A 22139-nucleotide genomic window follows, 5' to 3' on the forward strand; every position below is an offset into this window, starting at 1 on the left:
TCTATAGAGTGCTTTTTTTATGAATGAAACATTCTACTTTTGAGATTTATTTCGCATTTTCAAATTGTAAAACAACTTTGTTATTGGCATCTAAAAATTTCAAATGATCTTTAGAGGCATCATAATGAGTGACTTGGCTCAATGCCTGCGAAAAATGTTGAGGAATATTTGTCGCAGTCAAACATGCTCTTTGTGTTGTAGCAAGGTTTGAAAATTGGATTTTTGTGTTTTGCACAGCGTAACCGCCCATGAATCGATTACAACCATCAGAACCACTTACACGAGTGTCGTCGAAAGTGATGGTGGGTACGTTCGAATTGTTAGGGTCAGCTTCAAGCTTAACGCCTTGAATTTCACTCGCAACCCAATTTTTGTTTTGTAATTTATCTAAATTACGATCAGTAGCCGGATTTGATGTCGTAGCACAACCAATCATACCCAGTGTTATACATGCACAAGTCGCCAGTGTGATGGATTTTAACATGTGATTTTCTCCACTTTTGTTTGAAGGATGTAATATTTCTAGATTTATAAGGTTTTCTAATTGCAATATAAGCTTATTATTTTAATGATGCTAAAAGCTTTAATTTAACTAAAAACTACATATTGATCATAAAGTTGAACATTCTGCAAAAATGGATTTTAGATTTTAGATTTTAGATTTTAGATTTTAGATTTTAGATTTTAGATTTTAGATTTTAGATTTTAGATTTTAGATTTTAGATTTTAGATTTTAGTAATAAATAGAGTTTTATTTGGCACTGAAAAAACAAAACGCACCCTAAGATGCGTTGATTGTTAAATTATACAGTTGCTTAGAACTTACAGAATTGAATAGGTTGTTGCAAAGGCTCGCCACGATATAAAACACCGTTTTCAGTGTGTTGAATGGTGCCATTACAAATCCATTCTGCCACTTGAGGGTAAATCACATGCTCAAGCACGTGAACCCGATCTGCCAGACTTTCAGCATGATCATGCACATTGACTTTAAGTACGCCTTGAGCAAGCGCTTGACCAGCATCCAGCTCTGCAGTCACATAGTGAACTGTACAGCCATGGAAGACATCACCGGTGTTTAAAACACGTTGATGAGTATGCATTCCTTTATAATTTGGCAGCAGAGAAGGGTGGATGTTAATCATTTTTCCTTCCCATGCTTTGACAAATTTTACGCTTAAAATGCGCATAAAGCCTGCCAAAATGACCAAATCAACATCCCAGTCGAGCAGTTGTTGATGCATCACATCATCAAAAGCTTCACGACTTGGATATTGCTTATGTTCAATGACTGCAGTTGCAATATTTGCTTTTCTTGCACGTTGCAGTGCAAAAGCGTCAGGTCTATTGGAAATCACCCCAACGATTTGACCTGATAGATTGGCATCGATCAGGGCTTGCAGGTTAGATCCGCTGCCTGAAACAAGTACAGCAATTTTAATCATGAACGTTGCTTATGCGAAAACTACACGGATTTTTTCGTCAGCGCCTTCAACAGATTCAGCATTATCTGCAATGTGACCCATTGTGAATGCTTTTTCGCCAAGGCTATTGAGTAATTCAACTGTTTTGTCAGCATCGGCTGCATCAACCACGAGAACCATACCTACGCCACAGTTAAATGTGCGGTACATTTCAAATTGTTCAACACTACCTTCTTTTTGAAGTAGTTTGAACAATTCTGGCCATTCCCAAGATGCTTCATTGACTACCGCTTGAGCACCATTTGGCAGTACGCGAGGTAAGTTACCCGGTAAACCGCCGCCTGTGATGTGCGCCATAGCGTGTACATCCACTTCTTTCAATAACTGAAGAATTGGTTTTACATAAATACGTGTTGGTTCCATTGCTGTATCTGCAAGTGGACGACCATCAACGATTTGAGTAAGGTCAACGTTTTTCACATCTAAAATTTTACGAAGAAGTGAGTAACCGTTTGAGTGTGCGCCAGAAGATGCAACACCAACTAAAACGTCACCCGCTTTAACTTTAGAGCCATCAATAATTTTACTTTGCTCAACTACACCTACGCAGAAACCTGCAAGGTCATAGTCTTCGCCTTCATACATACCTGGCATTTCAGCAGTTTCACCGCCAACCAATGCACAGCCTGCAAGTTCACAACCCGCACCGATACCAGTTACAACATTTGCTGCAACGTCAACGTTGAGGTGGCCAGTTGCATAGTAGTCAAGGAAGAACAGTGGTTCAGCACCACATACAAGAAGATCGTTTACGCACATTGCAACCAAGTCTTGACCAATTGTGTCATGACGGTTCAAATTCAATGCTAAACGCAATTTTGTACCAACACCATCTGTGCCAGATACGAGAACAGGTTCTTCATAACCTTTAGGAATTTTACAAAGAGCGCCGAAGCCGCCTAGGCCGCCCATCACTTCAGGACGTGCAGTACGTTTCGCGACAGATTTGATACGATCGACTAACGCGTCGCCCGCTTCAATGTCGACACCTGCATCTTTGTAGCTTAAACCAGTGTTTGGGGTAGAAGTTGAGTTGCTCATAATGAAGTCTCCGCATTCGCGCGGGGATTATAACCTGAATATGCAAAACTCTTATGCTATTTCGCACTAAAATGTTATCTTTATTAAAATATTTTCCTTTCTATAACGATTACATTGAAAAAAGGTGACTTTATATGGGTGATCGCACCTTGCGCCGAATATTTATTCTTGCTGGGATAGCATTGATCATATGGGTTTTATACTTATTAAAGCCTGTAGTTGTTCCTTTTATCGGCGCATTTCTAATTGCATATTTATTTAGCCCTTTAGTTGATAAATTACATAATATTGGCTTGCCGCGCTGGTTATCTATCAGTTTGGTCTTTATTGGAATTGGTGTCGCTATATTCCTTGCAATGTGGTTCCTCGTACCACTGGTATGGGAACAGTTGATGTATGCAAAAAACAATATTCCAAACAATATTCATTGGGTCAACTATACATTCCTGCCGTGGTTATCAGAGACATTTAATCTTGTACCGATGGAAATTGATACAGAGCAAATGTCAGCAGCGATCATGGAGTATATTCAAACCAACTATAGTGCAGACAGTATCCAAGCCATGTTGTTAAAAGTGGCACAATCGGGTCTGAATTTCATACAGATTGGTGGCACGATTGTCTTAATTCCAATCATAGCTTTCTATTTCTTATTAGATTGGGAGCGTATGTTAGAAAACATGCGTCGACTTATTCCACGTAAATATGAAAAAAGCACGCTCACAATCGTGGGCGAATGTCATGAAGTTTTAGGTGCATTTGTAAAAGGCCAATTCTTGGTAATGTTCTTATTGGGCGTTGTTTATGCGGTTGGACTCCAATTAGTCGGTATTGAGGTTGGTATCATCATTGGGATGATTGCGGGTCTAGCCAGTATTATTCCGTATTTGGGTTTTGCGGTAGGTATTATTTCGGCAATTGTGGCTTGCCTGTTCCAATTCGGTTTGGATTGGGTGCATTTGGCCTTAGTACTGGTGGTATTCATGGTAGGGCAGGCAATAGAAGGTTATATTTTACAGCCTTTCTTATTAGGCGACAAAATTGGTTTGTCTCCTGTGGCAGTGGTATTTGCAGTCCTTGCAGGCGCGCAATTGGCAGGACTCCTCGGAATGCTCATTGCACTACCCGTTGCAGCGATTATTGTGGTCTTATTACGTCATGCACGCGAAAATTACGAGAAAAGTAATTTATACCGAAATGATGTACTTGTCGTAAATGATGCTGCAAGTGGCACTTTAAACGTAGAAACCAATCAAGTTGCTGTCGATATTGAGCTCAAAAATCAGTCTGCAAATTCGCTGCAAGATCCTGAAATTTCGAGTAACATTGAAAGATCAGAACATAAAGATTGATAAGGCCAAAATATAGATATGCGTCAATTGCAGCTAGATATAGAACCACAACTCGATGCCCGAATTAGTGATTTTTCTGGGCCGAGTTGGGGGCATGTAATCGATGGTGTTCGTCAGTTACATGCTGGTTTAATGAATCGTTTCTATATCTATGGTGGAGCTGGCACAGGAAAAAGCCATTTACTGTCTGCAATATGTGACTCCTATTTAGAAATTGGCAAATCAGCAATTCAAGTTTCATTGCTTGAATTGCTAGATGCTCCCACTGAAGCGATTACTTCGCTCGATCGCTATGACTTGGTGGCTTTAGACGATATTGAAGCGATTAGCGGAGTTCCACATTGGCAAAAAGCTGTTTTTCACCTGATTAATTATAATAACGAAGAAGGTGGTCAATTGGTCTTTTCATCTCGGCTGGCGCCCATTGAACTCAAACTTGAACTGCCAGATTTACAGTCTCGATTAACTCAGGCTGTCAGTGTAAAAGTACCAAATGGTAGTTTATACGCAGACCGACAAGCACTCGTAAACTCTGTTTTGGCGCGACGTGGCATCCATATGGATCAACAAATTGTAGATTATTTGTTGGCACATGGGCCGCATCAGGCATCCATTTTACTTAGATCTTTAGAACAACTGATTCAGATGTTAAAAGGTGAAAAAGTCAAATTGAGTCATGCAAATTTAAGACAGATTTTTGCCCTAATTGATGAATATCGGTAAGCAATAAAAATTCTTGAGTAATTACTCAAGCTGTGACAAAGTACATAAAAATATTTTAATGTTGCAAGGATTGTGCAACTTAAGAATAAAAAGATAAAAAATATTTAAGGAGATGGATATGCTCAAACAGAGCATAGGTATTGGCATGCTTCTCATGGCAGGTCATGCATTTAGCGCAGAAATTACCGTTACAACTACTGAAGATGTTGTAAAGGATGACAAGGAATGTTCACTTCGTGAAGCCATAGAATATATCAATAATGGTATGCCAGAAGCCGGATATAATGGTTGCGGAGGTAAAGACGCCTATGCCTCAATTTCTCTGAAAAAAAATGAAGTTTATAAACTCACTAAAAAAATTGATATTAAAGCAGAACTGAATCTGAAAACGGCGTATGACAGTAACGTCAATGAAGATGTCGTACTCGGTCTTAATAATGCCGTCATTGAAATGACGGGTAAGGATCAAATTTTTAATATTAATGATGGCGAAAAAGAACTACTTGCGATCAATTTTAAAGAAATTTCATTTAAAGGATGTAAGCAAGATCAATGTGCTGATAAAGGCGGCATCATTTTTAATAATGAAAAACTCACACTTGAAAATGTAAAGTTTGAAGATGGCTATGCACGACTTGGTGGTGCAATCTACAATGTTGGATTCTCAGAAGATGGCGCAACTGTAGCAAGCCGTCTATATATACGAACCACGATTTTTCAAAACAACAAAGCGGTAGATGGTGGTGCAATTTACTCAGAAGCACCGGCTTATGAAATCTATACATCTTTGTTCAAAAATAATGAAAGCACTTCTGGTCGAGCGATTGTTTACAATCAAAATGGGCTCGCAGACATCAGCAAGTTGGTGTTCAGTAACCCTCAAAATATCATTGCCAATAGTACCTTTTTCAAAAACAAAGGTTTTGCTGTCAACTTACGTGATGGTTTAGCACTCAATAATATTACAGTACTGAAGAACAGTGGCGGTATCGAACTAAATAGTACCTCTGAGCATGCTTATTTAGCCAATAGTGTGGTGATTGGTAATGCGCTCAGTGGTACCGCTCAAGATTGTAAAGTCGTGAACTCAGGAACAGACCAATCTGTTTTTTATAACAACTTAGTGGCTGCGAGTTGTCCTGTTGGACCTGCTGCAAATTTAAATGATGTGTGGTCTGGGACAAGTTTAATCGCGGGTGAAGATGAAGGTAGCTGTAAAACCTTAACAGAAGATCGTAATGCACTTTTCTGTCCATTTACCACAGCAAATAACGCATTTATTGGTTATTTACGTCCTCGTATTTTATTAGATTACGAAACGATTTTCTCAAGCCCGATATTAAATAAGGGCAAGACCACAGCAGATGGCAATGAGCATCATGTGTATTGTGAGTCTTCTGATCAGCGTGGAAAAAATCGTAATTTGGATGATGTTTGGTGTGATCGTGGTGCCATCGAAATTGTGGTTCCTGTGAGCATGCCTCGATTAGGTAAAGACATTCGTACAGGTGAAGTGGCCAAGTTTAATATTTTAGATGCATTAGGTGACAGTGATTTAATTCCAAAAGAAGAATGTACAAAAGTGATGGGTATGGCAAATCCAACGGGTGAGCCATGGCAAGATGGTTGCCCAATAATTGTACAAAGCACCGAATCTAAAGGTAAATTTACACTGAATTTGAATGGTGATTTTGAATACACGCCAAATGGAAATTGGCATGGCGCAGATATTTTTGAATTGCGTGTGGTGACGTCTTCAACCCGTTTTAATACTTCGGCAAAAAATTATTTAGCTGCAGTAGTGCGTATTTTCCAAGAACCAAACAATGAAATGGAAAGTAAAACTGTTAAAACATCGGGTGGTGCTCTAGGCTGGGCGAGTATTTTTGCGCTGCTTGGCTTAGTTGGATTTCGTCGCTTTAAAAAATAGTCTGGATAGAATTAAGGACAGCACATGAAAAATTATAAAAAAGGATTGCTGACGGTCATGGTCCTTGCGGCTATGTCATCTATGGCAGCGACAAGTAACATCATCAAAGTTACGACCTTTGATGATGAAAATGGTGAAAATCTCAATCAATGTTCTTTACGTGAAGCGATTGAAACTGCACGTAAAAACAAATCTTTTGGTGGATGTAATGTCGGTAATCCAAATAATGGGCAGACCGATTATATTCAACTTGAAGCAGGTGAATATCTTCTGACTAAAGGTGAGTTAGTTCCGCTCAATCAGATCGTGATAGAGGGGAAAAGTCGCTTTAACTATGATTCAAAAAATTTACTGACGCAGAAATTTCCTGCCTATGAAGATATTAGAACGACGATTAATGCCCAAGGCAAATCCCGAATTTTTAATACTTCACGCTCAGAAGCCAACTTTATCGTCAATAATGTACGCCTTACTGGCGGGATGGCAGAAGACCGTGGTGGTGCCTTGTATTTAGGGGGAGCATTTACCTTAAATAATGGTGCAATAGAAAACTCTCAAGCCAAAGTTGCTGGCGGTGCGATCTACTCCGTTGCACATAATATGTCGAAAAAAACATTATTGGTGAGCAGTTTAGTTCAGGGCAACATCGCACCTAAAGGTAGTGTTGTCGCTATGGATTGTATCGGGAACTTGGGGGATACCCAGCCTGAAATTGTGTTCCAGCAAAGCAGTATTATTCAAAATGGTTCATCGACGAGCAATAGTGTGATGGACTTCTGTGGAAATGCCAAGGTTGAACTGACAGCAAATACGATTGCAAAAAACCAAGCAAATCCAAGTACGGGTAGTATTATCCGTGCCATTTCTCAGGGAACGGATCGTTTAAGTGCTTTTTCTAGCTTCGTTTTAACCAGTAATACAATAGTCGAGAACAATGCGGCGAGTACCTATTATTATGATAACAATGGTACAAAGGCTTGGTATTTCAATGTATTGGCCTACAATACTGGTGGAAAATCTTGTCGTTATCTGAATAATGCAGTACCTGATAATGGTCAAAAATTTGTGGCAAGTAATAATGCATTTGAACTGGCAGCCGCTCAGTGTGATTTACCCGAAAGTGTGCTGAATAGTACGGAAAGCTTTCTGCAAAACCATGATGTAAGTAGTTATGCTATGGGGACTTTATTAAGCGCCCTACAAACAAAATCTGCTTATAATTTGTATTTACCTTTGTATTACCCGAAAGCGATCGGCAGTGGTTTTGACTTAATCAATCTTGGCTTAGACGGCTGTAGTGATGCGGATCAACGGGGCATTTTGCGGATCACAGATGGTACTTTACAGTTATCACCTACGCAAAGAAACACATGTGATATTGGTTCGGTTGAGTTAATGAATTTAACCGCAGCAGATATGGCAGATATTACCAATGAGTCTTTAACAGCTCTGCAAGATAAGTATCAAAATACAATTGATGCCTTGAAAAAGGATATCGACGATCCAGATTATGCGGAATACAAAGTTGCCAATCAGGATGATTTAACAAAGTACGAAGCGGTATTAAGTGCATTAAAAAATAACCTTAAATATCGTGCAGTTTATTTTGATCCATTCCCTGCATCATTACCTCAAGAAGAGTCTGTGAATGGAAGTGCTGAAACACGACAAATTGCCTTAAATGCTGACAACTACACCGTGACGACTTCACCAATCGGCATTGGTAGTGAAATTACGGTGTCTAGTGCAGGCGAAGCAAGTATTGTGGGTAATCCACCACATGACCTACACTGTGATTGGGATGCGGGAATAAAACAAATCGTTATATATCGCACCAGTGGGGCAACAACAGCGCCTACCGAATACGGTTTTTGTAAATATACGCTAAAACAAAAGACAGGGAGTCAGGCGGAATCTTCTGGTGTAGTACGTGTGGCATTTAAAAATATGACCCCAGTGGCCAAAGCTGCCCAATATACGATTAGTCCGTCAAATAATTTGTCTGTTACCGTCAATAATTTATTAGAGAATGCCAATGATGATGGTGATGGTCCAGTTGCATCTATGCCAGCGGGTAAATCGGTATGGCATAAAAATGAAGAAGGCCAAATTATTCCAATTCGTTTTACGAAAATCCCAGCAGGTTTAAACTTTCAAGCTGAGTATAGTGGCAGTTGCCCAGCAAGTTATTTAAAGGAAACCTGCTACGGTGGAAAAATTACCTTCTCAGTAAAAAATGGCTTTAGTCAGTTTGACTATCCTGTTGAATATAGCGTTATCGATAGTGACGGCATTGCATCAAGTAATGCAATTCTGACCCTTAAGAATACAGCGAAAAATACCAACTCTTCTTCTAGCGGCGGTGGCTCAATGGGAGTATTTGGACTGTTGGCATTGATTGGTTTAGGTGTGTATCGTCAGCATCGGTTGAGCAAGTAAGACAATAAAAAAAGCCTCGATAAGAGGCTTTTTTTTATGGCTTAACTAATGGATTTGATTTTTCGCAACATGCTGCTGTTTTAGATTAGTGAGCGACAGCGATAGGCTGTAAATATTTGTTGATATACTCATCGCGAATAGCAGGTCTTTCATCAGGACTAGCTTTTTGCATACGTGTCGCGAGTTCTTTACGTTCTAAAGTACTCATTTTTTGCCATGTTTCGCGCATACGCTGCTTTTCACTATCTGGAAGTTGGGTGAACCAATCCATGCGCTGTTGCAAGCTGACACGTTGATCTGCAGGAATCTCTTTGAGAGCCTGATACTTTTTAATTAAAGCCTCTTGTTCTGCTTCAGATAGCGAATCCCAAGTTTCATTGACTTGAGTATCTGCATCTTTTGAAAATATCCAAAAGCGATCAAAGCCAGCAAAACTGGTTTGCAAAAAACTAAAAGCACAGAATGCAATTGCTAATTTTTTAGCTGCCATGTGGAACTTTGTCCTCACCCAGAACCATCAACATTTCAAGATCTTCTACCATTTGAGGGGAGAGCTTAGGGGTTGAAATCACCTGATTTTGTGGTTTGTCATCCAGTACAGTCGCATTCGGTAAAATGACGAAACCTGCAATTGCTGCTGCAAGTGCAAAGCCAGACATTTTCCAGAAACCATAACGAGAAGTTTCGCGCTGATGAATATCTTCAAGCACGTTATTCATGACAGTTGCTTTGTCTTTATGGTGCTGTGCGAGTCCATCAAGTTTGGAAGTTACTTGCTTTAAGAAATCATCTTGTTTCATTCGGATGATCCTCCCATATGTGGATTCAAATGTGCCAAAGCGGTACGTAAACCTTGAATGGCACGGTGGTAATGTGTTTTCACACTGCCTTCGGAACAATTCATAATTTCTGCAGTTGTATGCGTATCAAAGCCTTCCCAAGCTCGCAACATAAATGCTTGTTGCTGGCGGACTGGAAGTTCTGCGATAGCATCTTGTATTTCCTCTGCAGTGACAGCCTGATCCAGAAAGTCGAAGGGGTTTGGTGTAGATTCATCTACCACATCCTGTATCTCGACATCGTCGTCATCTAGGCTAACTTTTCTAAATAAGGAAAACGGCTGCGAACGACGTGCTTCTTTTCGACGCCAGTCTTGCAGCTTGTTATTTAAAATGGTGTAAAACAGGGGATACCATTCCTCTGTGGACTTTTCAGCATAAGCTTTATGTAAGGAAATAAAGGCTTCTTGCACCAAGTCCATGGCAATGCCATGTTGACCGTGCGTTGCACTTTCCATCATTACTAAAGCACGCCCCGTCACTTCATTCATGAAGTTTTTCAGGCGAGACTCAGCCGTGCTTTTTAAAACACTGCTGTCTTGCGTCTCGGACTTTTTGGGTGCTAAATCCATAGAGATGGAAAATCCTGTCATCGGATACCCACCATTATTTCCATATTCATATACAAATAACGATGGAAATAACGGTTAGGTTGACATAAAGAATTATTATTTTTTCTAGTGTAGTCTATTTTTTTCAGGCTTAAGCGCTAAATACAATAAAATAACGATTTTACTGACGCTGACGTACCATTTCAAAAAAACAGATCGAGCCAGCAATGGCTACGTTTAGTGATTCTTGACCACCCGGTTGAGGAATCGCAACGGCTTCGGCATGTTGTAATGCATACTCAGAAACACCTTGACCTTCATTGCCTAAAATCCACACACATTGTTTGCGTAAATTTTTGCTATATAGGTTTTCAGACTGATGTGAGCTTGTTGCATACACTGGAATTTTGAATTTCGTCAAAATATCTTCAAGGGCAATATTTTCAAAGGTATTTAATGAAAAATGTGCGCCCATACCTGCGCGTAATACACGCGGTGACCAGAGCGATGCAGAGCCTTTGGTACAAACAACTTGCTCAATACCCGCCGCGGCAGCAGAACGGAGTAGGGTGCCTACATTACCGGGGTCTTGAATATTGTCTAAAATTAAGGTGTCTTCACTGAAGTTAAGCGCTTCACTTGAACTTGGTAAATCCACAATTGCTAAGCAAGCAATAGATGTTCCAAGTGTACTGATATCTTTATATAAAGATTCACTTAGAATGAACACCGCACCTTGATATTGTTCCGCAATGCGGTCGAAATCGGCATGGTTAATTGCTTGTTCAGTGGTGAAAATCGATTTGATTGGACGTTTTGAGTCTAACCATGACAACACCAAGCGTGTGCCTTCCAAAACAGTTTGACCTTGTTTTTTACGGTAGGCATTTTGTTCGATTAAGCCACGGAGGTGTTTAATTTTAGGGTTGTCTTTTGATTCGAGATAAATCAGAGCCATGAGGGAGATATCCACGAAAGTCAGCAAAAATACTGACTTTCGTTATAAGAAATTAATTATGGTATGACGTAACTAGGTCAACTTCGTTTTTAGAACCAATAATCACAGGAACACGTTGATGAAGTTCTGTTGGTTGGATGTCTAGAATGCGGACACGGCCTGTTGTAGAAGCACCGCCAGCTTGTTCCATCAACATACTCATTGGGTTTGCTTCGTACATTAATCGTAGACGGCCTGCTTTTTTCGGATCTTTGAAGTCGTATGGATACATGAAGATACCGCTACGGCAAAGAATACGATGAATATCACCCACCATACATGCGACCCAACGCATATTGAAGTCTTTTTCACGCGGGCCAGTTTTACCTGCAAGAAGTTCGTCAATATAACGTTTTACAGGTTCTTCCCAGTGACGCTGGTTCGATGCATTAATTGCATATTCTTTAGTATCTGCTGCAACCGCAATCGCATCTTTAGTTAATAAGAATTCTTTGCTTTCTGGATCAAAAGTAAAAAAGACTACGCCAGCACCGACAGTTAGAGCCATCATTGTTGATGGGCCATACAGTACATAACCTGCAGCCGCTTGGTTAACACCCGCTTGCATGAAATCTTCAGCTTGTGTTACGGCATTTTTTGCAGGAAGAATTGAGAAAATTGTGCCAACACACATATTGATATCAATGTTGCTTGAACCATCTAATGGGTCAAATAAGACAAGATAATCGCCATTTTCTTGAGCTGGCGTGAATTCATCTAATTCTTCAGAAGCCAAACCACCAACATGTGGATGAATTTTCAATGCATCGATGAGGTAATCATTTGAAATGACATCAAGTTTCTTTTGTTCTTCACCTTGAACGTTTTCGTGTTGCGCGCTACCCAATACGCCAGCCAAAGCACCTTTTTGTAAAAGAAGGTCGATGTCTTTGCATGTATTACCAATTGTTTCAATAACTTGTGCTAATGCAGGAGTTAGATTACCACTTTGTTGTTGTAAAAATTGGGAAAGGGTGAGATTTGACATGACAGGAAAACTCCAAATATTGATTTATCAAGAATGATAAAAACGTGATTGTGCAACATTTTAGATGAGAACGAAGGAAAAGAAAAATTAAACTAGACTATTTGTCGTGATTTTACCCTTGCAAGTCCTGAATAACATGCTATGTTGAATCTAATGTATAAATCGAAAGACAGGGAGCACAACAATGACCACACAAAAATTTGATGCGACTCCGACTGCAACTGAGGGATTGAATTTAGACGATATTTCTGCGGATACCGTAAAAGCTGCATGGAGCAGTTACGAAGCTAAAGCAGAGTATAAAAAGTTCAATAAACATGACCTCATTGAGTCGATGCAAACAGAAAAAGAAAATGCTGAACATCCAGAAGCAGAAGCATAATGATTTGGATTGTTAAGCTAATTTTCTAGTTGGTAAAGCTAAGGATCTCGTTTTAAAAGTCGTTCATTTGCATTTTTAATTGGATATTTTCTTAAAGTTCTAAAGCCGCTAATCGAATTTATCCTGAGTTAAAGGGCTAAATTGAGTTAAAGCAAAGAACGGTGCAACAGAAATGATATAAATTAAATGATACGGGTTAAATCAAAAAAGCACTCATTAATGAGTGCTTTTTTTTAGCTCAGACTTTTTCAAGTCTTATTTAAGTAGCGGAGGAACAGCTTCGTAGTTAATTTCTACGCGGCGGTTTTCTTTCCATGCATTTTCATCATGACCCGCATTGATTGGCATTTCTTTACCATAGCTGACTGCTTCAAGCTGATTAGGGCTTACACCTGTTGTAATCAGGAAGCTTTCAACAGCTTTGGCACGACGTTCACCAAGTGCCATGTTGTATTCACGAGTACCACGTTCATCGGTGTGACCTGTTAAAGCCACGCGTGAGTTTGCATTAGCAACTAGGAACTGAGCATGAGCTTGAAGGGTTTGTAAGTCCTCATTGCTAAGCTCTGTACTGTCGTAGTCAAAGTGTACTACGCGCTTCGCTAAAAATGCTTTATTCGCTTCAGTTACACCTTTAGATGATGCACCCGCTAGGTTTTGTGCATTGAGTGCTGCATCTTCACTTAAACCAGAAGTGTTTACAGTGGTTGAGCTATTTGGGTTTTGTCCTGCTTGCACGTCTGCTGCAGGTTTACGGCTGGCACAACCAGTCATTACTAATGCTGTAGCTAAAACAGGTAATGCAATCAGTTTCATCGCGTTCATATTGATCTCCATGACGGTTATTTATGATGTTTTATTAAAAAGTTATTGTTGAATAAATCATGCAGTGTTTATTTCGGTGCCCAAGCTGGTTCACGAACTTCACCTTGTTCACTTGGTAAGTTCATGCGGAAACGACCATCTAAAGACATGATCGAGAGCAAACCACGGTTTGCTTCACGTGTTGCATACACCACCATTTGACCATTTGGAGAGAAGCTTGGGGATTCATCTAAACTTGTTGGTGTTAAAATATTGGTTACACCAGAACCAATGTCTTGAACCGCAACTTTATAGTTACTACCGCTAGGACGATGCACCAAAGCTAATTTTTTACCATCAGCACTTAAAGTGCCACGGGCATTAAATGCACCACGGAAAGTTAAACGTTTTACACTTTCAGCACTTAAGTTGTAGGTATAAATTTGTGGAGAGCCACCACGGTCAGAGGTAAAAATAAATGATTTACCGTCAGGGGCATAACGTGCTTCTGTATCAATCGCTGTGTCATTGGTCATGCGTTTTAATTGGCGAGTCTGTAAATCCATTTGATAGATTTCAGGATTGCCATGCATTGAAGCGGTAAATAACATAGATTTACCATCAGGTGAGAAGCTTGGTGCACCATTCAGTCCACGGAAACTTGCTACTTTTTCACGGTTACCACTTGCTAAGTCTTGGATGTAAATCGCAGGGCGCTTGGTTTCAAAAGAAACATAGGCTAGCTTTTTCGCATCAGGTGTCCACGCAGGGGACAGGATTGGATCACGTGAAGTCAAAATGGTACGGGGTTGTTCACCATCCGTATCTGCAATTTGTAGGGTATAGCGCTGATCTGGTGTTGCTGCATTACGCAATACATAGGCAATACGGCCGCTGAAGTCACCAGGAATGCCAGTTAAAGCTTGATAGATCGCATCACTGATCATATGCGCTGCTTGACGGTAACGTGAAGCAGGTACAGTGAGTAGTTCATTTAACAGGTATTGTTTTTTTTCAACATCATACAGTTGGTAGTGAATTTCATAAGAGCCATCTGCCGTTGTTTTTGATGTACCTGTCACGACATAGGGTACGCCCGCAGCTTTCCATGCTTCTGCATTAGGTGAATTTATTGTTGCAGTTGCAGGCAAGTTTTTAGAAGCACTGGTAAATTTACCTGAGCGGTTCAAGTCATTTTCAACCACTGGATAAATATTTGAGTCATTACTAAAAGGCACGATCGCAATTTTAGGTGCTTCTTCAGGAGCTTTAGTGATTTCGAGGTGAAGCTGCGCATGCGTTTGAGTCACTAAAACTGGGCTCAAAGCAGTGAATACGGCTAAGCAAAGAAGATGTTTACGCGTCATTTCCATCATTCGCTAACTACTCTAAAAATGTGAGTTATTGTCTGTATTAGGTTGTGTCACATAATGGCATGATTTTGAATTATTAAAAGCACAACATTATGATTAATCTGTTATTCGTCTGTGAATTAGTGAATAAATATTTTTCTAAGATGATGACATTTTATTTAAAAAATACAATCTTTCACTTTACGGATAACCTTATTTAGATAGAAAGGGCATAGAGATAATGCGAGATTCAAGTCGAGCATCTTGATTTTCTGGTAAATCAAAAGGGGCTGAGCTAAGGATGGCTTTTTCAATACTCTTTTTAAATGCACGATTTGGCGCACCAAGAATCACTATCGATTGAATTGAACCAAATGATGTCAGTGTAATTCGAGCATTGGCTTTTTGCCCAGTTGATTCTGCTGGCGCTTGCCAGTTGCTAAGGATAGTTTGCTGTATTATTTTCTTTGTATTAGATGCAATTTTTTTTGCTTCAGCTTTTTTAGCCGCATCTGCTTCAGCTTGCCGTTTCGCTTCAGCAATTTTATGTTCTAGTTGAAGCTTATCTTGTTCAGAATATGACTTCGTCTTAGCCGCTGTTGCGTTCGAGGAACGCTCTGCTATTTTCTCAGGTTGAATCTTGTCAGCCGTTTGAATGCTGGTAGGGGTTGCAAAGGTTAATGATGAGCCTGCGATTACAGAAAATAGAAACGAAAATTTAAAGAAATGCATCATTTTAGCTTAATCCAATTGGAAGATTAGAGATTTTGATCAATAGAAAAATCCCCGCAATCAATGCAAGGATTTATCAAACTTAATTTGAAGATCTAAATGTAGAGGTAAAACTTTGTGCTTCACGTCTAGCATCTGGGTCGCTAGGCATCGGATATGGTGCAGCAGCATGAACTGCAGCCTCAATACTGGCTTTCATATCAGGATCACTGGAGCTTACGATGACTGCTTGGACAGCACCTGTTTCAGATAAAATCACGCGAGCAATGGCCGTTTTACCGCTAGAGCCAGGTGGTGTATCCCAAGCACGTTTGATTTTATGTTCAAAATCACGTTTAGCGGTTGAAGCGATTTTCTTGGCTTCCGCTTTTTTCTTTGCAGCCTCATCATTTGAATTTTTTGCCATGGCTGTAGGCGGAAATTGTACTTCTTGTAAAGCTTGCTCAGGTTGATTTGTTTTAGCATTATCCTTCAGCAAAGCTTTAAATTGTTCGGATGATATATTTTCAGGCGTTGCCGAAGAGGGGATATAAATTGACCGACTTTGAGCAATTGTTTGGCTGCAAATAAGTAAGAGTGTAGAAAATAAAAAAAGTGGTTTCATCTTTTATGATTCTTTATAGAAGTAAATAAAAAATCCCCACAATGTATGCAGGGATTTTAAAAATTAACGTGCAGATGTGAAAGTTGAGGTAATTGAACGAGCTTCTCGTCTAGCATCAGGATCCGATGGCATCGGATAAGGTGCGGCTTGACGAATAGCCGCTTTAATACTGGCTTCCATATCAGGATCACTTGAATTCACAACAGCAGATCGAACTGAACCATCATCATTTAGTTGAATGCGAGCAGTTGCTGTCTTACCTAATGAACCACTTGGCGTATCCCATGCACGACGAATTTTATTTTCAAAATCACGTTTAGCAGTTAAGGCAATTTTCTTCGCTTCAGCCTTTTTCTGCGCAGCTTCTTCAGCGGCTTTGCGCGCAGATGATGCTTTGGCTTCCTCAGCTGCACGTTCACGCGCTTCGGCATCGGCTTTAGCCTTTGCATCTGCCTTGGCTTTTGCATCGGCATCTGCTTTACGTTTTGCAGCTTCTGCATTGGCCTTGGCTTTCGCATCAGCATCTGCTTTACGTTTTGCAGCTTCCGCATTGGCCTTAGCTTTGGCATCAGCATCTGCTTTACGTTTTGCAGCTTCCGCATTGGCTTTAGCTTTTGCATCGGCGTCTGCTTTACGTTTTGCAGCTTCTGCATTGGCCTTAGCTTTTGCATCAGCATCTGCTTTACGTTTTGCAGCTTCCGCATTGGCTTTAGCTTTCGCGTCTGCATCTGCTTTACGTTTTGCAGCATCCGCATTGGCCTTGGCTTTTGCATCTGCATTGGCTTTTGCCGTTGCTGCAGCTTTGGCTTTGTCAGCTTCTGCTTTTCTTAAAGCATCGGCACGGATTTTTTCAGCCTTGGCTTTGGCATCAGCATCGGCTTTACGTTTAGCGGCTTCAGCATTGGCTTTGGCTATCGCATCGGATTTGGCTTTAGCTGCATCTTCTGCACGTTGACGCGTAGCTTCTGCTTTCGCATCTTGCTGTGCTTTTAATTTTGCTGCTTCGGCAGCTTTCGCTTGATCTTGAGCGCGTTTGGCCTGATCAGCGGCTTTTTGTTCAGCAAGCTGCTGTGCTTTGGCTGCGGCAAGTGCTTGTTGTGCAGCGAGCTGTGGATCTGCTTTCGGTGTTTCGACAGGCTTAGGCGGCGCAGCCGTTGGAATTTCGGGAGTGGGTTCTACACTCGGTTCTGCGGTTTGGGTGATGTGTTCAGCAACATTTTCATGTGCTGTTTCATCAAACTCAGTGACTTCACGTGTTACAGGTTTTAAATCTTCCGGTTTTACCAAAACAGTGGTTATTTTTTTAGGGGGCTCAGGTGGTTTACTCATGCCCAGATAAAGCAAGCCAACCACTGCAATGACATGCACGCCAAGCGTGAAGCCTATTGCAACAGCTTTTTGTTTAAACGGTGGCTTTTTCAAATTGTTCATAAATTACTTTAATGGCTCAGTCAGTAAACCTACTTGTGTTAAACCTGCATCTTGAAGGGCAGACATGAGTTTCATGACTTCACCATAAGGACGAGATTCACTGCCGTTAATCAGGACACTCATTTGCTTTTTCTGTTCGTTGGCTTCATTTTGCGAAGCAGTTAAAACAGATTTTAGTTCATCAAGTGTGAGTACATCATTCTGATGATTTTTATCTTCGAGTTTGATCGTCCCATCCGCCTCAAGTGTAACAATAGCAGGGCGATCTTCCGCTTGCATAGGCGTGCCATTTGCCTGTGGTAAGTCGACTTTGACACCTGTGGTGATCATAGGTGCAGTGACCATGAAAATCACCAATAGAACTAACATGACATCAATATAAGGTACGACGTTCATGTCACTTTTTAATGGTTTTTTGATACGCTCAAAGCGTCCAGAACGTTGAATAGCCATTAGTCATTGTCCTGAGTTGAACCTACAGACTGGCGTTGTAATAACGCAACCATTTCTTCGGCAAAAAGAGCACGATCATTATAAACGGCTTCACCTTTGGCTGTGAAATGGTTAAATGCAAGTACAGCAGGAATTGCCGCAAAAAGACCAATAGCCGTTGCAATCAATGCCTCTGCAATACCAGGAGCAACCGTAGAAAGGGTGACTTGGTCAACATCTGCTAAACCAATAAAGGCGTTCATAATGCCCCAAACAGTACCGAATAAACCGACATAGGGTGCAACCGAGCCAATACTCGCAAGCGCGCCTAAACCATTTTCTAAATGTCCTTGGTCACGGCTTAAACCCACACGAAGAATACGTTCTGTACCTTCAATTGATTGTTCTGCGCTGGCATTACGTTTTTTAAGTTTGAAAAATTCGCCTAAACCTTGATAGAAAACATCTTCAAGGCCAACACGTTTCGAGTTGAGCTGAGCATTGTTGTATAAAGTGTTGAGTTCGGCGCCAGACCAAAAGATTTTTTGGAAATGTTCATCGTCAGCCTGCGCTTTTTTATAACTCATGTGTAACTTGGCAATCAGATACCAACTGAATAACGAAGCTAAGAGCAGCAGGAGCATTACCAGTTGTACGACAGGACTTGCTTGTAAGATGAGGTCTGAAACTTTAAGTGTTGATTCTAGTTGAGTTGCCATAGTTACTACATGTGCCAAATAATTTTTTTAATCTTGTTCCAATTCTTTCAGAATCAGTTCACGTATTTCATCAGGAAGGCGACGGGGTTTCATCTCTGCACTGATACATGCCAATTCTACCTCACCTGATGCCAGCATAATATCACCACGATAAATATTTTGTTGCAACACAAATGACGTAGCCTTACACGAAACTACACTTGCTGTAACAGTAATCAGGTCATCCATTAATATAGGGCGTGAATATTTCACATTAATTTTATGAACGACAAAGTTGTAATCTTTTTGATGCCAATAATGGTCTACACCTGAAGCGCGTAGCCATTCTGTGCGGGTACGTTCCATAAAGCGAATATGATTTGCGTGGTAAACAATGCCACCTGCATCTGTATCTTCAATATATACACGAATGTTGAATTCGAATTTATTCGCCATGAGAGTGTTCCGTCTTTATAAAATCTGAAAAATATTGGTCTGCACTTCAGCAAAGAATTAGAGCATTTAAAAATGGCGATAATTCAATGATTCGTCAAGTGCTTCAATGACCGGCAGTTTAGCACCGTGAGTCATCAGTCCAATGGCACAAGGTTTCAACTCACGTAAATCTTTAACTTTCGTAGTTGTCATTATTGGTTAAAAAAGAGACTACTTTTAATTTGTTTGTTCATCTAATTTAAATTTTGCATCGACAAAATCCTGTAGATGAGCTGCTAAATATCCCGCAATATGAAAGTGAGTTTCTTCCATTTTCTTTTTCTGTTGCTTTGGGAGTAATGCCTTTAAAGATTCATACATATACGTTAAGCAGCAAAAGCCAAGGCCAATAACTAACATAAGTAAAAGTTTATTAGCTAGATCTATCCAGAAAAACACATAAACGAGTATGACTAAAGCAAAGAATGAGAGGCTGAAATAAAATGTATTAATTTTTGCTGGCTTAAAGTTTTCCTTGACCAAAACTTGTACGTCGTCGTGATAGTACGTCCCAATAAAAATGAGGGCAGAAATATAGTTGAAGCTCAGGTTTTTTATACGATATGCAGAAGGCGATTGTTTAATAGTTAAGATATTATCTTCACTTACTTCTATGGTTTCTTTGCTGAGAATGTTTTCACATTCGACAGTGATAAAATAATTGTATTCGGCGTGAAATAAGCTTTCAAAATCACTCATTTGTTTAGGGCTTAACGAACTGATGGGTTGTTCTCTGGGAATGTGTTCAATGGCACTGTCTAATGGTAGGTTTTGAATGTATTCGCTATTAATTTTGTTAATTATTCTATTCTCAAGATTTATCATTTTAGTTTGCTGTTTGTAGTGGATTGAATTTATTTAAAAATTTAAATAAACATTCAGGGAGCATTTAACTCCCTGAAGTCGTTCAGTGAATTATCGTTTACTTATCTTTCGGCTCTGGTGGTGTCATACCAAACTGTACATACGCCATATTGGTGGCAATACGTCCACGTGCAGTACGCATGACATAACCTTGTTGAATTAAATACGGTTCAATCACATCTTCTAATGTTCCTGAATCTTCAGCCATAGCTGCAGCCAAAGCTTCAACACCTGCAGGGCCGCCGTCAAAACGTTCCAATAACATTGAAAGATAACGACGGTCTAAAGTGTCTAAACCATCTTTATCGACATTCAACATATCTAAAGCACGTTGCGCCATTTCTTGGGTTACTTCGCCTGTACCTTTGACTTGGGCATAATCTCGAACACGGCGTAATAAACGGTTGGCAATACGTGGCGTACCACGTGCACGACGTGCAACTTCCAGTGCGCCATCTTCAGTAATCGGTACATCCATTAAGTTTGCTGAACGAGTCACAATATGAGTCAGATCTTTTACGGAATAGAACTCTAAACGTTGCACAATCCCAAAACGATCACGTAAAGGTGAGGTGAGTAGTCCCGCACGTGTGGTTGCTGCAACTAATGTAAATGCAGGTAAGTCGAGCTTGATAGAACGGGCAGCTGGTCCTTCACCAATCATGATATCCAACTGATAATCTTCCATGGCTGGATATAAAATTTCTTCAATCACCGGTGAAAGACGATGAATTTCGTCAATAAACAGTACGTCACCTTCTTCAAGGTTAGTCAGCATGGCTGCCAAGTCGCCGGCACGCTCAAGGACGGGGCCTGATGTCGATTTTAAGTTGCCACCCATTTCACGCGCAATAATATTGGCCAGTGTGGTTTTACCTAAACCCGGAGGGCCAAAGATCAGGGTGTGATCCAGCGCTTCTTCACGGCCACGCGCAGCACCGATAAAGATTTCCATTTGTTCACGGACGACAGGCTGCCCGATGTAGTCATCAAGGGAAGTTGGGCGAATGGCGCGGTCGAAGTGGTCTTCGGGTTTTTCTGAACCACTGATAAGACGGTCTTGCATAATTATTTAACTAATCTCTATATCGTTGTGGAAAAATCACAGCCTCAAAAAGCGATTGAAATTTAAATGCCATTGTATAGGCGATTCTCACTTTTGACTGGGCAAAAGTGACAAAACCCATTTGTTAAACTGATGCTACGTCCTTGTAGCACAGTTTAACGGCGACATCCTTGTCGCCTGCGTGATTCACATACTGTCTATAACCCTAAAAGGCAAAGGATGCAGTGCTCATTAGAAACTAAAAATTATTTATTCATCGACTTTAATGCAGCGCGGATGATATCACTGGCTTCGGTGAAGTCACCTTTGGCAGCATTCACTAATTTTTGTGCTTCTAGTGGTTTGTAGCCCAGTGATTGCAATGCAGCTTCAGCTTCAGCAACGGCAGAATTACGAGTAAATTGGATTTGCTCTGAAGTTGAATTGCTTGGTACTGTGCCAGATGACATCGCTTTAAAGCGATCACGTAACTCAATCATGAGGCGTTCAGCGGTCTTTTTGCCTACACCCGGAACTTTGACTAAGGTATTTACATCTTCATTTTCAACTGTATGAATCAGCATTTCGACACTTAACGTTGAAAGAATGCCAAGCGCCATTTTAGGACCTACGCCGTTGACTTTTAACAGTGTGCGGAAGATCAGTTTTTCTTGAGCATTGCTAAAGCCATACAGCAGTTGTGCATCTTCACGAACAGCCAAATGTGTCCAAAGGGTAATTTTTTGACCTTTCTGTAGTTGGCAAAATGTTGAAAGTGGGGTGTCAATTTCATAGCCCACACCATTTACATTGAGTAATACTGTTGGTGCTTCCAATGCCAGCACTTCACCAATTAAACATCCGATCATGTCATTTATTCACTTTATTTCAGTTTAGTCTGAGCTATTTGCTCAATTTCAATTTGTTGTGAGATTAGCGTGAAGGCCAGCGAATTA

The 22139-nt window shown here is 40.4% G+C and carries 24 protein-coding genes and 1 pseudogene; 5 read left to right on the forward strand and 20 right to left on the reverse strand.

Going from position 1 to position 22139, the window contains the following annotated elements:
• Positions 1–46 precede the first annotated feature (46 nt).
• The 3 genes from AC25JC_RS09895 to purM form a co-directional block, all read right to left on the reverse strand.
• Entirely contained in the window at positions 47–484 is a 438-nt protein-coding gene (locus tag AC25JC_RS09895; protein WP_078192049.1) for an META domain-containing protein, read from the reverse strand.
• 331 nt (positions 485–815) lie between these two features.
• On the reverse strand, positions 816–1445 hold the full coding sequence (purN, locus tag AC25JC_RS09900) for a phosphoribosylglycinamide formyltransferase (protein WP_486923958.1): 630 nt from the start codon (positions 1443–1445) through the stop codon (positions 816–818).
• Between the two features lie 9 nt (positions 1446–1454).
• Positions 1455–2525: a phosphoribosylformylglycinamidine cyclo-ligase gene (gene purM / locus AC25JC_RS09905; protein ID WP_486923959.1), complete on the reverse strand. Its 1071-nt coding sequence runs from the start codon at positions 2523–2525 to the stop codon at positions 1455–1457.
• 134 nt (positions 2526–2659) lie between these two features.
• Between purM and cxpE the strand changes: the two genes are divergently transcribed.
• From cxpE to AC25JC_RS09925, 4 genes are all read left to right on the forward strand, one after another.
• Positions 2660–3877 (forward strand): chloramphenicol efflux transporter CxpE, encoded by a 1218-nt coding sequence (cxpE, locus tag AC25JC_RS09910; RefSeq protein ID WP_111883943.1) that lies wholly within the window; start codon positions 2660–2662, stop codon positions 3875–3877.
• 18 nt (positions 3878–3895) lie between these two features.
• Positions 3896–4600: a DnaA regulatory inactivator Hda gene (gene hda, locus AC25JC_RS09915; protein ID WP_078190380.1), complete on the forward strand. Its 705-nt coding sequence runs from the start codon at positions 3896–3898 to the stop codon at positions 4598–4600.
• Positions 4601–4718: 118 nt separating this feature from the next.
• The gene (gene rbtA / locus AC25JC_RS09920) at positions 4719–6530 is read left to right on the forward strand and encodes a rhombotarget A (RefSeq protein ID WP_486923960.1); all 1812 of its coding nucleotides are present in this window, start codon (positions 4719–4721) and stop codon (positions 6528–6530) included.
• A 24-nt stretch (positions 6531–6554) separates the two neighbouring features.
• Complete coding sequence (locus AC25JC_RS09925) at positions 6555–8969, forward strand: CSLREA domain-containing protein (RefSeq protein ID WP_486923961.1); 2415 nt, start codon at positions 6555–6557, stop codon at positions 8967–8969.
• A gap of 85 nt (positions 8970–9054) precedes the next feature.
• On the opposite strand, the gene AC25JC_RS09930 is transcribed toward AC25JC_RS09925, so the two are convergent.
• The 5 genes from AC25JC_RS09930 to AC25JC_RS09950 form a co-directional block, all read right to left on the reverse strand.
• Positions 9055–9459 carry a DUF3106 domain-containing protein gene (locus AC25JC_RS09930; RefSeq protein WP_486923962.1) on the reverse strand — a complete coding sequence of 135 codons (405 nt, stop codon included), beginning with the start codon at positions 9457–9459 and terminating at the stop codon, positions 9055–9057.
• Positions 9449–9769 (reverse strand): hypothetical protein, encoded by a 321-nt coding sequence (locus tag AC25JC_RS09935; protein WP_078190377.1) that lies wholly within the window; start codon positions 9767–9769, stop codon positions 9449–9451. The genes AC25JC_RS09930 and AC25JC_RS09935 overlap by 11 nt, the downstream gene beginning before the upstream one ends.
• On the reverse strand, positions 9766–10380 hold the full coding sequence (locus AC25JC_RS09940) for an RNA polymerase sigma factor (protein WP_111883945.1): 615 nt from the start codon (positions 10378–10380) through the stop codon (positions 9766–9768). Before AC25JC_RS09940 ends, AC25JC_RS09935 begins: the two co-directional genes overlap by 4 nt.
• 160 nt (positions 10381–10540) lie before the next feature.
• The gene (locus tag AC25JC_RS09945) at positions 10541–11317 is read right to left on the reverse strand and encodes a TrmH family RNA methyltransferase (RefSeq protein ID WP_486923963.1); all 777 of its coding nucleotides are present in this window, start codon (positions 11315–11317) and stop codon (positions 10541–10543) included.
• Positions 11318–11369: 52 nt separating this feature from the next.
• The gene (locus AC25JC_RS09950; RefSeq protein ID WP_180073584.1) at positions 11370–12344 is read right to left on the reverse strand and encodes a class 1 fructose-bisphosphatase; all 975 of its coding nucleotides are present in this window, start codon (positions 12342–12344) and stop codon (positions 11370–11372) included.
• Between the two features lie 184 nt (positions 12345–12528).
• Between AC25JC_RS09950 and AC25JC_RS09955 the strand changes: the two genes are divergently transcribed.
• The gene (locus tag AC25JC_RS09955; RefSeq protein WP_078190373.1) at positions 12529–12726 is read left to right on the forward strand and encodes an NF038105 family protein; all 198 of its coding nucleotides are present in this window, start codon (positions 12529–12531) and stop codon (positions 12724–12726) included.
• A gap of 255 nt (positions 12727–12981) precedes the next feature.
• Here the strand turns inward: AC25JC_RS09955 and pal are convergent, their stop codons facing one another.
• From pal to ruvA, 12 genes and pseudogenes are all read right to left on the reverse strand, one after another.
• A complete protein-coding gene (gene pal / locus AC25JC_RS09960) occupies positions 12982–13551 on the reverse strand; it encodes a peptidoglycan-associated lipoprotein Pal (protein WP_078192040.1) in 570 nt (189 codons plus the stop codon).
• Between the two features lie 68 nt (positions 13552–13619).
• Complete coding sequence (gene tolB, locus AC25JC_RS09965) at positions 13620–14903, reverse strand: Tol-Pal system beta propeller repeat protein TolB (protein WP_171319182.1); 1284 nt, start codon at positions 14901–14903, stop codon at positions 13620–13622.
• 192 nt (positions 14904–15095) lie between these two features.
• The gene (locus AC25JC_RS09970) at positions 15096–15617 is read right to left on the reverse strand and encodes a TonB C-terminal domain-containing protein (RefSeq protein WP_257223684.1); all 522 of its coding nucleotides are present in this window, start codon (positions 15615–15617) and stop codon (positions 15096–15098) included.
• A gap of 79 nt (positions 15618–15696) precedes the next feature.
• Positions 15697–16017: pseudogene (locus AC25JC_RS09975) on the reverse strand (cell envelope integrity TolA family protein); the annotation flags it as partial.
• 264 nt (positions 16018–16281) lie between these two features.
• Positions 16282–17649, reverse strand: coding sequence for a cell envelope integrity protein TolA (gene tolA / locus AC25JC_RS09980; protein ID WP_486923964.1), 1368 nt, complete (start codon positions 17647–17649; stop codon positions 16282–16284).
• A gap of 3 nt (positions 17650–17652) precedes the next feature.
• A complete protein-coding gene (tolR, locus tag AC25JC_RS09985) occupies positions 17653–18102 on the reverse strand; it encodes a protein TolR (protein ID WP_078190369.1) in 450 nt (149 codons plus the stop codon).
• Positions 18102–18800 (reverse strand): protein TolQ, encoded by a 699-nt coding sequence (gene tolQ, locus AC25JC_RS09990; RefSeq protein WP_180114986.1) that lies wholly within the window; start codon positions 18798–18800, stop codon positions 18102–18104. Before tolQ ends, tolR begins: the two co-directional genes overlap by 1 nt.
• 27 nt (positions 18801–18827) lie before the next feature.
• Positions 18828–19235 (reverse strand): tol-pal system-associated acyl-CoA thioesterase, encoded by a 408-nt coding sequence (gene ybgC, locus AC25JC_RS09995; protein ID WP_078190367.1) that lies wholly within the window; start codon positions 19233–19235, stop codon positions 18828–18830.
• Between the two features lie 66 nt (positions 19236–19301).
• Entirely contained in the window at positions 19302–19427 is a 126-nt protein-coding gene (locus AC25JC_RS10000) for a hypothetical protein (protein WP_257223222.1), read from the reverse strand.
• A gap of 24 nt (positions 19428–19451) precedes the next feature.
• On the reverse strand, positions 19452–20099 hold the full coding sequence (locus tag AC25JC_RS10005) for a hypothetical protein (protein ID WP_180114989.1): 648 nt from the start codon (positions 20097–20099) through the stop codon (positions 19452–19454).
• A 97-nt stretch (positions 20100–20196) separates the two neighbouring features.
• Positions 20197–21204: a Holliday junction branch migration DNA helicase RuvB gene (gene ruvB / locus AC25JC_RS10010; protein ID WP_180114991.1), complete on the reverse strand. Its 1008-nt coding sequence runs from the start codon at positions 21202–21204 to the stop codon at positions 20197–20199.
• Between the two features lie 245 nt (positions 21205–21449).
• Positions 21450–22052, reverse strand: a complete 603-nt coding sequence (ruvA, locus tag AC25JC_RS10015; RefSeq protein WP_180114993.1) for a Holliday junction branch migration protein RuvA — start codon at positions 22050–22052, stop codon at positions 21450–21452.
• Positions 22053–22139 lie beyond the last annotated feature (87 nt).

It is taken from the genome of Acinetobacter sp. P37 (assembly GCF_057480965.1).